General features: G+C 58.0%; 12 protein-coding genes and 1 riboswitch. Of the genes, 5 read left to right on the top strand and 7 right to left on the bottom strand.

The window, feature by feature from the left end; genetic code table 11:
• Nucleotides 1-21: 21 nt before the first annotated feature.
• Both ACL2XO_RS05260 and nudF read right to left on the bottom strand, forming a co-directional pair.
• On the bottom strand, nt 22-447 hold the full coding sequence (locus tag ACL2XO_RS05260; RefSeq protein WP_203522851.1) for a DUF1249 family protein: 426 nt from the start codon (nt 445-447) through the stop codon (nt 22-24).
• A complete protein-coding gene (gene nudF, locus ACL2XO_RS05255) occupies nt 447-1,079 on the bottom strand; it encodes an ADP-ribose diphosphatase (RefSeq protein WP_132923471.1) in 633 nt (210 codons plus the stop codon). The genes ACL2XO_RS05260 and nudF overlap by 1 nt, the downstream gene beginning before the upstream one ends.
• Before the next feature lie 213 nt (nt 1,080-1,292).
• Here nudF and tolC point away from each other — a divergent pair, with 213 nt between their 5' ends.
• From tolC to ACL2XO_RS05240, 3 genes are all read left to right on the top strand, one after another.
• Nucleotides 1,293-2,822, top strand: coding sequence for an outer membrane channel protein TolC (gene tolC, locus ACL2XO_RS05250; RefSeq protein ID WP_413742325.1), 1,530 nt, complete (start codon nt 1,293-1,295; stop codon nt 2,820-2,822).
• Between the two features lie 187 nt (nt 2,823-3,009).
• Nucleotides 3,010-3,666: a DUF1190 family protein gene (locus tag ACL2XO_RS05245; protein WP_413742324.1), complete on the top strand. Its 657-nt coding sequence runs from the start codon at nt 3,010-3,012 to the stop codon at nt 3,664-3,666.
• Between the two features lie 3 nt (nt 3,667-3,669).
• Nucleotides 3,670-4,830 (top strand): glutathionylspermidine synthase family protein, encoded by a 1,161-nt coding sequence (locus ACL2XO_RS05240; protein ID WP_413742323.1) that lies wholly within the window; start codon nt 3,670-3,672, stop codon nt 4,828-4,830.
• A 62-nt stretch (nt 4,831-4,892) separates the two neighbouring features.
• On the opposite strand, the gene ygiD is transcribed toward ACL2XO_RS05240, so the two are convergent.
• The gene (gene ygiD / locus ACL2XO_RS05235; protein WP_413726546.1) at nt 4,893-5,675 is read right to left on the bottom strand and encodes a 4,5-DOPA dioxygenase extradiol; all 783 of its coding nucleotides are present in this window, start codon (nt 5,673-5,675) and stop codon (nt 4,893-4,895) included.
• Nucleotides 5,676-5,839: 164 nt separating this feature from the next.
• The gene (gene norR / locus ACL2XO_RS05230) at nt 5,840-7,360 is read right to left on the bottom strand and encodes a nitric oxide reductase transcriptional regulator NorR (RefSeq protein ID WP_413742322.1); all 1,521 of its coding nucleotides are present in this window, start codon (nt 7,358-7,360) and stop codon (nt 5,840-5,842) included.
• Between the two features lie 232 nt (nt 7,361-7,592).
• Between norR and tehB the strand changes: the two genes are divergently transcribed.
• Entirely contained in the window at nt 7,593-8,498 is a 906-nt protein-coding gene (gene tehB / locus ACL2XO_RS05225; protein WP_413742321.1) for an SAM-dependent methyltransferase TehB, read from the top strand.
• Between the two features lie 209 nt (nt 8,499-8,707).
• On the opposite strand, the gene ribB is transcribed toward tehB, so the two are convergent.
• Nucleotides 8,708-9,361 (bottom strand): 3,4-dihydroxy-2-butanone-4-phosphate synthase, encoded by a 654-nt coding sequence (gene ribB, locus ACL2XO_RS05220; protein ID WP_132923477.1) that lies wholly within the window; start codon nt 9,359-9,361, stop codon nt 8,708-8,710.
• 109 nt (nt 9,362-9,470) lie between these two features.
• A riboswitch (FMN riboswitch) is annotated at nt 9,471-9,641 on the bottom strand.
• A 164-nt stretch (nt 9,642-9,805) separates the two neighbouring features.
• On the opposite strand from ribB, the gene ubiK reads away from it, so the two are divergent.
• Nucleotides 9,806-10,165 (top strand): ubiquinone biosynthesis accessory factor UbiK, encoded by a 360-nt coding sequence (ubiK, locus tag ACL2XO_RS05215; RefSeq protein WP_413742320.1) that lies wholly within the window; start codon nt 9,806-9,808, stop codon nt 10,163-10,165.
• Between the two features lie 61 nt (nt 10,166-10,226).
• Here the strand turns inward: ubiK and hldE are convergent, their stop codons facing one another.
• Both hldE and glnE read right to left on the bottom strand, forming a co-directional pair.
• Nucleotides 10,227-11,660: a bifunctional D-glycero-beta-D-manno-heptose-7-phosphate kinase/D-glycero-beta-D-manno-heptose 1-phosphate adenylyltransferase HldE gene (gene hldE / locus ACL2XO_RS05210; protein WP_413742319.1), complete on the bottom strand. Its 1,434-nt coding sequence runs from the start codon at nt 11,658-11,660 to the stop codon at nt 10,227-10,229.
• Between the two features lie 108 nt (nt 11,661-11,768).
• The gene (gene glnE / locus ACL2XO_RS05205; protein WP_413742318.1) at nt 11,769-14,597 is read right to left on the bottom strand and encodes a bifunctional [glutamate--ammonia ligase]-adenylyl-L-tyrosine phosphorylase/[glutamate--ammonia-ligase] adenylyltransferase; all 2,829 of its coding nucleotides are present in this window, start codon (nt 14,595-14,597) and stop codon (nt 11,769-11,771) included.
• Nucleotides 14,598-14,677: the final 80 nt, after the last annotated feature.

Here is a 14,677-nt window from a genome sequence, read left to right as displayed (position 1 = left end):
TCCTTGGTTATTGAAATCTGCCTAACACACTGGAATTGCCATCGCCCCGTACGCTAAACAATAGCGTAGCCAATCCGCGAGGAACTGGTTGATTTGATGTTTTTCGTCACGTTGATGTAACTTTTTATTAGGGTAATCATACCGTGCCTTGAAACGATAGATCTGCTGACTGGAACACACTTCCGCAACCATGGCGTCGTGATACAGCCGGACGCTCATGGACGGCAGGCTCCAGAAACTGACCAGCGGTTCGGTCTGGATGATTTGCACCAGGGTGGTGTAACGGGTCGCTTCCAGAATGGTCAGGCGATAACTGGCGCCGTTAACCTGATAGGCTATCATTTCCCCTACTTCATTAATGCGGGGCAATAGCCGGCGCAGCTGGGCGAAGTTCGTTTCGCACAGGCGCATCATTTCCGGGAAATCAGGGGTATAGCGCTTGGTCATTAATCCGCCCACTCTTTTCGTAAGGATTCATGGTGTAAGGCCAGCCACTGCAGGGCAATGACGGAGGCCGCGTTATCGATAACGCCCTCTTCCACCCAGCGGTAAGCCTGCTCGCGGCTCACCACGTGAAGACGTATATCTTCGTTTTCTTCCACCAATCCATGGATACCTTCTGCCAGCCCGGCATCAACTTCCCCGGCCATAATGGTCAGGCGTTCGCTGGTGCCGCCCGGGCTTGCCAAATAGCTTAGCATCCGTTTGCAGCGTCCGACCCGAAGCCCCGCTTCCTCCACCGACTCCCGGCGAGCCACCTGCTCGAGGGTTTCTCCGGGTTCGATCATACCGGCTACCAGCTCCAACAGCCAGGGGGTCGGACTGCTATCATAAGAGGCAATGCGAATTTGTTCCAATAATACAACTTCATCACGTATCGGATCATAAGGCAGCAGGACCACGGCGTGGCCGCGCTCAAAAATTTCCCGGGTGACTTCTCCACTCATTTCGCCGTTAAACAGGCGATGACGGAACCGATACAGCTCCAACGAAAAAAAACCTTGGTAAAGTTTATCCCGTGCAATAATTTCTACATCTTCTTTACCGAATGTAACGGGTGTGGGTTCGGTTAATGCCATTTTAACGACTCCTAGTCTGTATAATCGGCGATTTCGTGGTTGCTGAAGCAATCACTGTGCCGCAAAGTGCAGGTTTGTGATAAATTTTGTGATATAGAGACAAGATGGCACGTTCAGCCACCTCATACACTCCGCTGACTCTGATAGAATCGGGCGATATTTATCTGTCGACAGCGCTACCATAGCAATTTTGCTGTATCAAAAGGAATGCAAATGAAGAAACTGCTCCCCCTTCTTATTGGACTGAGCCTCGGCGGATTCAGTACTTTAAGTCAGGCAGAAAATCTGCTTCAAGTGTATCAGCAGGCACGGCTATCCAATCCGGATCTTCGCGCATCGGCAGCTGACCGCGACGCAGCATTTGAAAAGATCAACGAAGCCCGCAGCCCCCTGCTGCCACAGCTTGGACTCGGGGTGGACTACACCTATAACAATGGCTTTCGCGATCAGAGGGATATCAATTCCAATGAGACCAGCGGCTCGCTGCAGCTCACCCAGACCATTTTTGATATGTCGAAATGGCGCGCGCTGACGGTGCAGGAAAAAACCGCCGGTGTCCAGGATGTGACTTATCAAACCCAGCAGCAGACGCTGATTCTTAATACCGCTACCGCCTATTTTAACGTATTAAGCGCCATCGACGCACTTTCTTATACCGAAGCGCAAAAGCAATCGATTTACCGGGAGCTGGACCAGACCACGCAGCGCTTTAACGTCGGCCTGGTGGCTATTACCGACGTGCAAAACGCCCGCTCCAACTATGATACCGTGTTGGCCGACGAAGTGAATGCCCGCAATACCGTGGATAATGCATTGGAAAGCCTGCGCCAGATCAGCGGCAACTTTTATCCGCAGCTGGCGTCGCTGAATATCGATCGTTTTAAAGCCGCCCAGCCGCAGCCAATCAACGCGCTGTTGAAAGAAGCGGAAATGCGCAACCTGACCCTGCTAAGCGCCCGCTTGTCGCAGGATGTTGCGCGGGAACAGATTCGTTTGGAAGAAACCGGCCATTATCCGACGTTAGCCCTGACCGCCAGTTCATCGTTAAGCAATACCGATTATAACGGTTCGCGGACCAACGGAAATGCCAATTATAACAATACCAATATCGGCCAGAACGCCATCGGCCTTAGCCTGAGCGTGCCTATCTATTCCGGCGGCGCGGTGACCTCGCAGGTCAAACAGGCGCAGTACAGCTTCGTCAGCGCCAGCGAACAGCTGGAAAGCGCCCATCGCAGCGTGGTGCAAACCGTGCGGTCATCTTTTAATAACATATCCGCCTCCATCAGCAGCATCGATGCTTATCGCCAGGCGGTGATTTCGGCGCAAAGCTCTCTGGATGCCTCGGAAGCCGGTTATGAAGTTGGCACCCGCACCATTGTCGACGTGCTGGACGCCACCACCACGCTGTATGACGCCAAACGCAATCTTTCCACCGCCCGCTATAACTATGTAATCAACCAGCTGACGCTTAAAAATGCCCTGGGCACCCTCAACGAGGATGATATCCGTACGCTGAACGCCTCCCTTGGGCAACCCATCGCCACCAGTCCCGAGAGCGTGGCGCCGGTGAATCCCAATCAGGACGCCAATGCCGAAGGCGTTAACCCAAGCCAGACCTCCCGGGCGCCCCGCAGTAATCCGTCCGATGCCGCCCAATCGGCCAGGCAGTCCGCCACTCCGGTGAGCGCCACCGTACCGGCATCCTCGTCGGCGAAAAAACGCAATCCGTTCCAGCACTAAGCCATATCCAGGCGGGTCCGTTCCCGCCTGGCTTGATCCCGTTGATCCTCCCGCCCCGATCCCATCGTTGTGTATAACTTTGTAAAGTTGTTTCATGGTTGTTGCCGACGCTTCTTATTTAAACGCTTTTCCCCTATCCTTAGGGGGAACTCTGGGTAAGTTAAAACATTAATAAAGCAGGAGAATAATGAAACGGACAAAAGAAATCAACCACGCCGACTTTCGCAAGCGCTGGCGGGTTTATCGAATGGCACCGGCCGCGCTGGCGATAGGCGCGGTATTCGTTCTGGCCGGCTGTGAAAAAAGCGACGAAAACGTGACGCTTTATCAAAACAGCGACGACTGTTCCCGCGCCAATCCCTCCATGAGCGAACAGTGCGCCACCGCCTATAAGAATGCCATGGCGGAAGCCAAGAAAACCGCCCCCAAATACGCTTCCCGCGCCGATTGCGTGGCGGAGTTCGGCGAAGAACAGTGCACCCAGGTGCCGGCCCAGGCTGGCACGGCGGCTGAACCGCAGCAAAGCGGCAGCTTCTGGATGCCGCTGATGGCCGGTTATATGATGGGCCGGATGATGGGCGGCGGTTATTCCCAGCAGCCTTTGTTCACCTCCCGCGCGCCCAATAGCCCGGCCAACGGCAAATTCGTCGATGCCAGCGGCCGCAATTACGGCCCGGCGACCGGCGGCCGCAGCATGAATGTGCCGAAAAGCGCCATGGCGCCCAAGCCCGCCGCCACCAATACCGTGACCCGCGGCGGTTTCGGCGAAACCGTGGCCAAACAGAATACCACGATGCAGCGCAGTTCCGCCGCCTCCATGCCGCGTCGCAGTATGGGCGGCTGACGGATGAAACGAGTTACGTTGTATGAGCGCCCGGACTGGCGTGAAAAAGCCGCCGAATATGGCTTTGATTTCCATACCATGTACGGTGAACCTTATTGGTGCGAAGACGCCTATTATCAGTTCACGCTGGCGCAAATCGAAACGCTGGAAGACGCCACCGCCGATATCCACCGCATGTGCCTGAAGGTGGTAGAAAAGGTGGTGGCCAGCGATGCGCTGATGGCCAAATTCCATATCCCGAAGCATACCTGGCAATTTGTCCGCAACGCCTGGCACAGCGGCCAGCCCTCGCTCTATTCCCGTCTCGACCTGGTCTATGACGGCCGGCAGGCGCCCAAGCTGCTGGAAAACAATGCCGATACCCCCACCTCCCTGTTTGAATCGGCATTTTTCCAATGGATCTGGCTGGAAGATCAGATCAAGACCGGTCAATTGCCTGCCGGAGCCGATCAATACAACAGCCTGCAGGAAAAATTAATCGATCGCTTCCGCGAGCTGAAAGAGCGCCATGGCTTCGGGGCGCTGCATTTCGCCTGCTGCCGGGATACCGATGAAGATCGCGGTACGGTGCAATACCTGCAGGATTGCGCGCTAGAAGCAGGACTGGCCAATGAGTTCCTGTTTATCGAGGAGATCGGCCTGGGAGAAAAAGGACAGTTTACCGACACCGAAAACCAGGTGATCGGCAATATGTTCAAGCTGTATCCCTGGGAGTTCATGCTCAAGGAGATCTTTTCCACCAAGCTGGAGGATGCCGGGGTGCGCTGGCTGGAGCCGGCCTGGAAGGCCATTCTGTCCAACAAAGCCCTGCTGCCCATGCTGTGGGAAATGTTTCCCGGCCACCCCAACCTGCTGCCGGCCTATTTCAGCGAAGACAATCCGCCGCCCATGGACAGCTATGTGGTGAAACCCCTGTTTTCACGGGAAGGGGCCAATATCCGCATCGTTGAAAACGGCCAGGAAACCGCCCGCGTGGACGGTCCCTATGGCGAAGAGGGGTATATTATCCAGCAATACTGCCCGCTGCCGCTTTTTGGCGACAGTTATACCGTTATCGGCAGCTGGCTGGTGAACGACCAGCCATGCGGTATCGGTATCCGCGAGGATAAAGAGCGGATAACCCAGGATCTGTCGCGGTTTTATCCCCACATCATACTGGGTTGACCGGGTGCGTGGTCCGTTAGCGGTGCGCCTTATATCCTGGCCTTTTCAGGCGGGCAGGATAATCACCCCACCTGGACCGACAGCATGCTCAGCGAGGCCATTTCGATGCCGTCCACCGGTATCGAGATGGGTTCTTTACCGTCCCAGGCACCGAGAATATACAACAGCGGCAGATAATGATCCGGCGTAGGATTTGACAACGCCGCCCCTTCATGGCGCATAAAGTCCACCAGCGGGTGCTGCCCCTCCCCTTGCCAAGCGATATTGTCGCGAACAAATTGATTGAATGACTCGGCCCAGGGATAGGGCTCGGCCGCGCCCTGCCAGATTACCATGCGTAAATTATGCACCACATTGCCGCTGGCGATAATCATCACCCCCTGGTCACGCAGCGCGGAAAGTTCACGTCCCAGCCGGTAATGATATTCGGCGGGTTTTGTCCCGTCGATGCTCAACTGCACCATGGGAATATCCGCCGCGGGATACATCTTTTTCACCACGCCCCAGGAGCCGTGATCGAATCCCCAGGATTGATCGGCGGCCACCTCAACCGGCAACAGGATTTCCTGGATCGTTTTCGCCAGCGCCGGCGAACCGGGGGCCGGATAACGGATATCAAACAGCGCCTGGGGAAACCCGCCGAAATCATGAATGGTGCGCGGATTTTCCATGGCGGTCACCGCGGTTCCACGGGTATACCAATGGGCGGACACCGCCACAATGGCGCGGGGACGCGGCAGGGTTTGCCCCAGATGTTCCCAGGCCTGGGTATAACGATTATCTTCCAGCACGTTCATCGGACTGCCGTGGCCGAGAAACAGCGCGGGCATGCGGGATTCACTCATGCTTATTCCTTAATGGTATGGCGCACCAGGCGCTTCATAACCGTTAAGGTACGCGCTTCGTTCACAAAATGAACTCGGATAAGCATGATAAAGACATTCAAAAATATTGAACATTAACCTATCAGACCATGGGGAATCCCCTCGACATGCTCGTTCCGTGGCTTTTATTTGACGCCCAGCCGCTTCGCCAGACGATGCAAATTGCCCGGATCCATGGCCAGCCGGCGCGCGCAGGCCGACCAATTGTTTCCACAGCTTTCCAACGCCAGGCGGATCAAGTGCCGCTGGTAGTTATCGGTCCCTTGGCGCAGGCTGACCAGTTCCACCCGTTCCGGCGAATCAGGCCGGCTATCCGCCGCCGGACGCGCCGCGTCCAGGGCAAAATGCTGCGGCTGCAGCAGGATATCGCCCCCGCCTTGTTCCGCACGCGCCAATACCGTGGCGCGATAAACAGCATGCTCCAATTCCCGCACATTGCCCGGCCAGTGATTACCGGTAAGCAATGCCAGCGTGCCGGGGGCCAGTACCAGGCTGCCCAGCCCCAGCTTTTCCCGGCTGCGCTCGCAAAAAAATCCCGCCAGCAGGGCGATATCCTGTTCCCGTTCCCGCAACGGCGGCACATGGATCGGAAACACGCTCAGGCGATGAAACAGATCGGCGCGAAACTCGCCGGCCACCACCGCATCTTTCAGCACCCGATTGGTGGCGGCCAGTACGCGGACGTTCACCCGCAGGCTTTGATCATCCCCGACCCGCTGCAGGTCGCCATATTGCAGCACGCGCAGCAGTTTTGCCTGCAGCGTCAGGGAGAGCTCGCCGATTTCATCTAAAAACAGCGTACCGTTATCCGCCAGCTCAAATTTTCCGATACGATGGTGAATGGCGCCGGTAAAGGCGCCTTTTACATGGCCGAACAGTTCGCTCTCCGCCACCGATTCCGGCAACGCCGCACAGTTCAGATAAATCAAGGCATTGGCCGCCCGGGGCGACCCCTGATGGATAGCCCGGGCCACCAGTTCCTTACCTACGCCGGTTTCCCCGGTAATCAGCACATTCAGATCCGAGTTCGCGACGATACCGATCTCTTTTTTCAGCTGTCGCATCACCGCCGATAGCCCGATCATTTCGTCGCCGTCAACCGCCGTCGATACGCTGCCGGAGCTCACCGGCGCTATGACCTGTCTCTCCAGCCGCTCCACCAGCAGGGCATTGCTGAGAGCCGCCGAGGAGAGCGCCGCCACCAGCCGCAGTTCCTCATCGCTGAAATGATCGAGCTGATGGGGATCCATACCGTCCAGGGTCAGCGCGCCGATCAGGGTCTGGTGGATAAACAGCGGCAGGCCGATACAGGCATGTACCTTGAACTGCTGGTGGCCGGGAATTAATCCGTCGTAGGGATCCGGCAATTGGCTGTCCGCCGGAAAACGCACCACATCGCCGGCGCGGGCGATAGCTTCAAGGCGCGGATGCTCGGCCAAACGAAACCGCCGCCCCAAGACATCCGGCGATAACCCGGCGGTGGCCAGCGGACGGAACAACTGCTGCTCATAGCTCAGCAACGCAACGGCATCGCAGCCCAGCCGCCGCCGCAGGCCGGTAATCAGCCGCGCAAACCGGTCTTGGCTGGACATGCCTGATTGCAGCTCAATGGCGAGATGACTTAAGGTTTCAATGGATAAAGGCATAGGATTGTAATTATGACACTATTTATGTCAAAAAGACAAATAAAAAACATAGTCATTTTAACAGTTTACTTTAAAATAATATTAATATTCATACAGATAGGCACTGGCACGCTCTATGCAACCTTTATCCCATCATTTATCACTAAACCTTTACAATGGGGGCCGGCGAAGCACGTATGCAGGAGGCGTTTTCACTGTTACGCCAACTGGGCAATCAATAACGGAGAGTCAAATGCAGGAACTGTTGTGTTATCAAACCATGCCTATCTGGACGGCCGAAACGATCCCGGCGGCCTTTCGCGAGCGCCACAATACCAAAGAGGGCGTCTGGGCCCGGTTGACGGTATTGCAAGGCAGCCTGACCTTTGATCTGCTTAACGAGGATAGCGATATTCTGCAAAGCGGGACGTTTTCCAGCCTACGGCAGCCGCCGCAGGTGGAACCGCAGCAGTGGCACCGCATTGCCGCCGTGTCAGATGATATCCGGTGCCGGCTGGCGTTTTACTGCCGGCCGGAAGATTATTATCATTTGAAATACGGCTTAACCCGTACTCATTCCGAAGTCATTAATGCCGGTAATTATTTATTGCCCGGCAACGGGTTGTTGCCCGGCAAGGCGCTGGACCTGGGCTGCGGTGGCGGCCGCAATGCGCTATATCTCGATCTGCTGGGCTTTAGGGTAACCGCCCATGATAAAAATCCCCAGAGCATCGCGGCCCTTAATGAGATTATCGCCGCCGAGGAACGGCAGAATATCAGCGCTTCGGTGCTGGATATCAGCGAAGAGACCATCAGCGGGCAGTATCAGTTTATTCTTTCCACGGTGGTGATGATGTTTTTACCAGCCGGCTGTATCAGCCGCCTGATAGGCGACATGCAGCGCAGCACGCTGCCGGGGGGAATGAACCTGATTGTCGCCGCCATGTCGACGCCGGACTTTCCCTGCCCCATCCCGTTTCCCTTTACCTTTGGACCCGGCGAACTGAAGCGGTATTACGAGGGATGGGAGATTATCAAATATAACGAGGACCCGGGGGAACTGCATAAAACCGATGCCGACGGCAACCGCATCAAGCTGCGGTTCGCCACCCTGCTGGCCAGAAAGCGCCCCGTGGCAGGCCCACTAACGCCGGAGTGAAACCAAGCCTGTTAAAGGGAGACCGTGCCGATGGGGTCGAAGCCGCCGTCCAGCGGCGGCCGGAGTGCCCCATGGCTCGGTAGGCCCGCTATCACCGGGTGTGCAACGACCGTGTTAAAGGGAGACCGTGCCGATGGGGTCGAAGCCGCCGTCCAGCGGCGGCCGGAGCGCCCCACGGCGCGGTAAGCCCGCTGCCTCCGGGCCTGAACTCAGCTGGCCCGCTGGGCCAACGCCTGGCGATAGGCCACCAAATCCTCAATGGTCACCACCGGCATAGCGTGCTTTTGGGCAAACTCGATGACTTCCGGCGCGTGGGCCATGCTGCCGTCGTCATTAGTGACTTCGCACAGCACGCCCATAGGTTTGAGCCCCGCCAGGGTGCACAAATCGATACTGGCCTCGGTATGGCCGCCACGGGTCAATACCCCGCCCGGCTGCGCCCGCAGCGGGAAGACGTGGCCGGGACGATTGAGATCGCCGGGCTTGGCGCCATCTTTGATGGCGGCGCGAATGGTGGTCAGGCGATCGGCGGCGGAAACGCCGGTGGTCACCCCTTCCGCCGCTTCGATGGTCACGGTGAACGCGGTTTGGTAATGGCTGGAATTGCGTTCCACCATCATCGGTAAATCCAGCTGCTGGCGCCGCTCTTCCGTCAGGCACAGGCAAACGATACCGCTGCCATGACGAATAGCCAGCGCCATTTGTTCAACCGTCATGTTTTCGGCGGCAAAAATCATGTCGCCTTCGTTTTCACGATCTTCGTTATCGAGCACCAGCACACCGCGGCCATCGCGCAGCGAGGTGAGTGCATTTTCCACGCGTTCCATCGGTGTACCGAATTTGGAAAGAAGCGTCTGATTCATGGTAAATAAAACCTCATAAAGTATATGGATTACCAGAACCAGGGCGGACTTAGGAGCGAGCCATTGAAGGCTGAAAAATAACGAGAATGGGCGCAAGCCCATAGTAAGCCGTTACTCTCTCCCGTCCGGACTATAACCGTCGGCCCCGGAATTACACCGGATCTGCTGACCTCAGATTAACCAGCAATCTGAGCGCTCGCGGGCTTCCCCCGACTATTGCACGCAATAGTTGCAGAGGTTTACCGCCGGTGGGGAGTTTCGCCCCGCCCTGAGAATAAGCGCAATAACTATAGCGCCAATGAAATTGCAGGGCAATAACGGCGAGGGGCAAAGCGGAAAATTTGCGGCTATAAAGAGATATAATTAATGTGTCGCTGTTTTAGTTTCTTCTCTATCGAACAGGCATTACACTTAACCTTATCTTACGCGCTAGGAAACTCACCGATGATTGATACTAAAAAAATTGAACAGCTTGCCCGTCAAATCCATGAATCCCTGCCCAAAGGCATTCGTGAACTGGGTGATGATGTCGAGAAGAAAATCCGTCAGGTGTTGCAAAGCCAGTTTAGCCGCATGGATCTGGTCAGCCGGCAGGAGTTTGACGTGCAGACTCAGGTATTACTGCGCACCCGGGAAAAGCTGAGCCAGCTGGAATTGCGGATCAATGCCCTGGAAACGATGCCGGGAAATGCCGTGACCCCGACGGTGGCGGCCGAAACCGGACCCGCCGTCGCCAAGACGGACATTGACGAGCCGGAGGCCGGCGATGTGGCGGACGATACGTCGGCCGAACCGAAAAAATGATATAAAATCAAACCTACCCGGCAACCATTGATTGCCGGGTTTTTCACGCCTGCACTGAGCTTTAGCCCCGCTTGCCGCTTTTGATCGAATTGATGATATTGGTGGTGGAACAGCCGTCCTCGAAATTCAGCACCCGCACATCGCCGCCGTTGGCCCACACTTCCTTGCTGCCGGCGATTTCCTCGGGTTTATAATCGCCCCCCTTCACCAGCAAATCCGGCAGGATTTCGGCAATCAGGCGCTGCGGGGTATCCTCTTCGAACGACACCACCCAGTCCACCGCCTCCAATGCGCTCAGCACGATCATCCGCTGGGCCAAGGGGTTCACCGGCCGGTGTTCGCCTTTCAGCCGCTGGGTGGAAGCATCGCTGTTGACCGCGACAATCAACCGGTCCCCCAGCCGCCGGGCATTGGCCAGATAAGAGACGTGGCCCGCATGCAAGATATCGAAAATCCCGTTGGTCATCACCACTTTCTCGCCGCGCCGGCGGGCCTGAGCCACCGCCTGGGCCAGCTCCGTTTCGGTCATGATGCCGAAACCGGCGTCGGCCCGGCCGTGGATGGCGTTTTCCAGCTCGATGGGACTGACGGTGGAGGTTCCCAGCTTGCCCACCACCACCCCGGCGGCGGCATTAGCCAGAAAACAGCTTTCCTCCAGGGAGTTGCCCGCCGCCAGCGCTGCCGCCAGCACCCCGATCACCGTGTCTCCCGCGCCGGTGACATCGTAGACTTCCTGCGCCTGGGTCGGCAAATGCAGCGGCTCCTTGCCGGGTTGCAGCAGGGTCATGCCCTGTTCCGAACGGGTGATAAGCAGAGCCGACAGATCATAATCGGCAATCAGCTTCATGCCCCGGCTCACCAGTTCGTCCTCGTCCCGGCACTGTCCGGCCACCGCTTCGAATTCGGACAGATTCGGCGTCAGCATGGTGGCGCCGCGATAGCGGGTAAAATCGGTACCCTTCGGATCCACCAATACCGGAACCCCGGCATCCCGCGCCAGGCGAATGATATCCTGCACCTTTTCCAGCGCTCCCTTGGCGTAATCCGACAATACCAGGGCGCCGGCGGCGGGCAGCGCCTGGCGGATGCGCTCAAGCATCGGCGCGGCGTCGACGCCGTTGAACCCCTGCTCGAAATCAAGGCGGATTAATTGTTGATTGCGCGACAAGATTCGCAGTTTGGTAATGGTGGGATGGGTGGATACCGCGACGAAATCACAGGTGACGCTGACCTCGCCCAGCCTATCCGCCAGCGCACGGGCGGCATCATCCATGCCGGTCAGGCCCACCAGGCGCGAACCCGCTCCCAGCGCGGCGATATTCATGGCAACGTTGGCGGCGCCGCCGGGCCGTTCTTCGATAGTCTCGACTTTCACGACCGGCACCGGTGCTTCCGGGGAGATACGGTTTGTGGGGCCATACCAATACCGGTCCAGCATGACATCACCCACCACCAGCACGCCAGCACGGCGAAAATCAGGCAACGTTACTTTCATCCATTCGCTCTCGCTTTAACAATTTATTGCGCCGGATAGTAGCACAGGCGGGTTGAATTCTCTCGTTCACCGCCGGGGAAATGCGTTTTTCCACCGGCAAAAAAGGGCTCAGTCCAGCCACTTTCGCCAGCATTGGGTAATCAAGGCGCGCTCGGCCGGGAACCGGTCGGCCGCTACTCTGCCCGGCTGTGCCTGCAGTGCCAAATGATGGATTTCATCCCGCAGGGTAATATAGGATTGACTTAACGCCTCCGCTGTCCGCGGGTCGAGAATATCGTGGCGGGCCATCAGTTCAAAAATGCGGACATTATCGGACCAGCGGGTCAGTTCGGGAATGGCGGCGGCATAGCGCAGCACCAGATATTGCGCCAGGAATTCAATATCGGTAATGCCCCCTTCATCCGCTTTGATATCGAACATATCGCCGCTTTTGCCGGCCAAATGCCGGCGCATTTTCCCCCGCATCTCGCTGACGTCGGTGCGTAACGCCGCCGGATCCCGCTCCCGGCACAGCACCGCCCGGCGGATCTCGCCAAAGCGCGCCCCCAGGGCCGGATCGCCATAGACCATACGCGCCCGCACCAGCGCCTGATGCTCCCAGGTCCAGGCTTCGTGGGCCTGGTAATCCCCGAAGGCATCCAGGGTGCTTACCAGCATACCGGCCGCGCCGGAGGGGCGAAGCCTGGGATCCACCTCATACAGGATGCCGGTGGGGGTCCGGGTGCTGAACAGGTGCATGACGCGCTGGGCCAGCCGTAAATAAAACTGCCGTCCGTCGATTTGGCGTTCTCCATCGGTCATGACGTCGGGCGGGCAATCATGCAAAAACACCAGGTCGAGATCGGACCCGTAACCCAATTCCCATCCCCCAAGCTTGCCGTAGCCGATTACCGCGAATCCCTGCCCGCTTTCTTCATCCAGATGCCCCGGACGGCCGTAACGGGATACCATGGTGCGCCAGGCCTGCCGAACCACGTCGGCAATGATGGCCTCCGCCAGGTAGGTAAGATGATCGCTCACCCGCATCACCGGCAGCACGCCGGTAATATCGCCGGCGGCGATGCGAAGCTGTTGCGCCTGTTTGAACTGCCGCAGCGCGTCCATTTGCTGCTCCTCATCCTCATCGGGCACCCGGATAAGATACTGGCGCAGCTCATCGGCATAGGCCTGCGGCGCCGGCGGGTTGTACAGCGTGGCGGGGTCAAGCAATTCATCCAGCAACAGGGGATGAAGCGCCAGCTGGCTGGCGATCATTTCCGAGGCGGCGCACAGGCGAATCAAATGCATCAGCGCCTTGGGATACTCCAGCAGCAATTCGAGGTAGGTGGTGCGGGAGACGATGCTGAGCAAGATGGGCGCCAAACGGCTGAACGCCATATCGGCGTCCGGGCGCGGGCAGATTTCTCCCAGCAAACGCGGCATCAATTGATCCAGCACCTCGCGTCCGCGCGGTCCGATGGTCCGCTTCGCCACGTCGCGGCGAAAGCCGGTTAGCTGTTCCAACAGCCGCTGGCGAGAAGGCTCGGTCAGGTGCGGCTCCCAGAAATCCGGTTCAGGCTCTTCACCCTCATCCACCCACAGGGTGCCGTAACGGCCAAAATCCGCCGGATCCGCCGGGTCGGGCGCATCGTCCCCGATGAGTTCATCAAAGATGCGGCGCACCTGCTGCATATGCGTGCCGAGAGCACGGTATAACGACGGCCAATCCGCCTCGTTCATACCATAGGCCAGGCGGCATCGGTTTAGTTCATCCACCGGTAAGGTCTGGGTCTGTTCATCATTGATGGCCTGCAGCAGATTTTCCAGCCGGCGCAAATAAAGATAGGCGCGGCTCAGCCGTTCGGTCTGTCCGGCATCCAGCAGACCCAGCTCGCCGATAGCGCTCAGGGTGGGCAATAGGGCGCGTCCTTGCAGGCGCGGTTCCCGGCCGCCGCGAATCAATTGGAAAACCTGGGTGATAAATTCAATCTCGCGGATACCGCCGGCGCCCAGCTTGATATTATCCGCCAGCCCCCGGCGCCGGACCTCGCGGGCAATCATGCTTTTCATGTTGCGCAACGATTGGATAACGCTGAAATCAATGTAGCGCCGAAAGACAAACGGACGCAGCATCCGGTGCAATTCACGGCTGTAGGCATCATCATCAAAGCCCAGCAGCCTGGCTTTGATCATGGCATACCGCTCCCAATCCCGGCCCTGCTCCTGATAATAATCTTCCAGCGCGGAGAAACTGAGGACCAGGGGTCCGCTATCGCCGAACGGGCGCAGCCGCATGTCCACCCGGTAGACGAATCCGTCGACGGTGGTTTGATCCAGCACTTTTATCAGGCGCTGCCCCAGGCGGGTAAAAAATTGGGCATTGTCCAGCTCCCGGCGCCCGTGCCGGGTATGGCCATTTTCCGGATAGGCGAAAATCAAATCGATATCGGAGGAGAAGTTCAGTTCGCCGCCACCCAGTTTGCCCATGCCCAGCACCAGCAGCGGCTGCGGTACGCCCTCCCCATTGCAGGGCGTGCCCCAATCCCGGCAGCAGGCCTGATAAAGCCAGTCCCGCGCCGCGCACACCAGCACTTCCGCCAGCCGGCTAAGCTGGGTCAGGGTCTGCGGGGTCTCACTGGTGAGCAGCGCCTGCGACCAGGCGATACGCATCAGGGTACGGCGACGAAACAGCCGCAGTTCCCGCATCAGGTCCGCTTCATCCGCCACCGCCGCCAGCCGCTGCCCGAGCAATGCATCGTACTGCCGCCATTCATCGGCCGCCGGCGGCTGCCGGCGCAGCTCTTCATACCAGTCGGGACGGGCTGTCAGCGCCGCCGCGATAAAATCGCTGATGGCCAATACCCCCAGCCCCTCGTCCCCCGCAGGTATCGTGAACGGCATCCCGGCCAGGACGGATTGTGCCTGACGGTGTAATATCGGCGGTAGCGGCTGCGCCATTGTTCTCTTCCTCTCATGCCCCGAGCACCCGACGTCGCGGGTGAACCTGTTACCCGCATCCTTTTCCCGGCCTGCCCGGC

It is taken from the genome of Sodalis sp. RH15, from assembly GCF_047324255.1.
GTDB lineage: Bacteria > Pseudomonadota > Gammaproteobacteria > Enterobacterales > Enterobacteriaceae > Acerihabitans > Acerihabitans ligni.
This window is presented reverse-complemented; position numbering and strand designations above follow the sequence as displayed.

Coding starts and splice junctions, on each gene's coding strand:
- nudF (WP_132923471.1), bottom strand. CDS start 1,079: ATGGCATTAACCGAACCCACACCCGTTACATTCGGTAAAGAAGATGTA.
- ygiD (WP_413726546.1), bottom strand. CDS start 5,675: ATGAGTGAATCCCGCATGCCCGCGCTGTTTCTCGGCCACGGCAGTCCG.
- ubiK (WP_413742320.1), top strand. CDS start 9,806: ATGATTGATACTAAAAAAATTGAACAGCTTGCCCGTCAAATCCATGAA.
- tolC (WP_413742325.1), top strand. CDS start 1,293: ATGAAGAAACTGCTCCCCCTTCTTATTGGACTGAGCCTCGGCGGATTC.
- ACL2XO_RS05260 (WP_203522851.1), bottom strand. CDS start 447: ATGACCAAGCGCTATACCCCTGATTTCCCGGAAATGATGCGCCTGTGC.
- ACL2XO_RS05245 (WP_413742324.1), top strand. CDS start 3,010: ATGAAACGGACAAAAGAAATCAACCACGCCGACTTTCGCAAGCGCTGG.
- ribB (WP_132923477.1), bottom strand. CDS start 9,361: ATGAATCAGACGCTTCTTTCCAAATTCGGTACACCGATGGAACGCGTG.
- hldE (WP_413742319.1), bottom strand. CDS start 11,660: ATGAAAGTAACGTTGCCTGATTTTCGCCGTGCTGGCGTGCTGGTGGTG.
- norR (WP_413742322.1), bottom strand. CDS start 7,360: ATGCCTTTATCCATTGAAACCTTAAGTCATCTCGCCATTGAGCTGCAA.
- tehB (WP_413742321.1), top strand. CDS start 7,593: ATGCAGGAACTGTTGTGTTATCAAACCATGCCTATCTGGACGGCCGAA.
- ACL2XO_RS05240 (WP_413742323.1), top strand. CDS start 3,670: ATGAAACGAGTTACGTTGTATGAGCGCCCGGACTGGCGTGAAAAAGCC.
- glnE (WP_413742318.1), bottom strand. CDS start 14,597: ATGGCGCAGCCGCTACCGCCGATATTACACCGTCAGGCACAATCCGTC.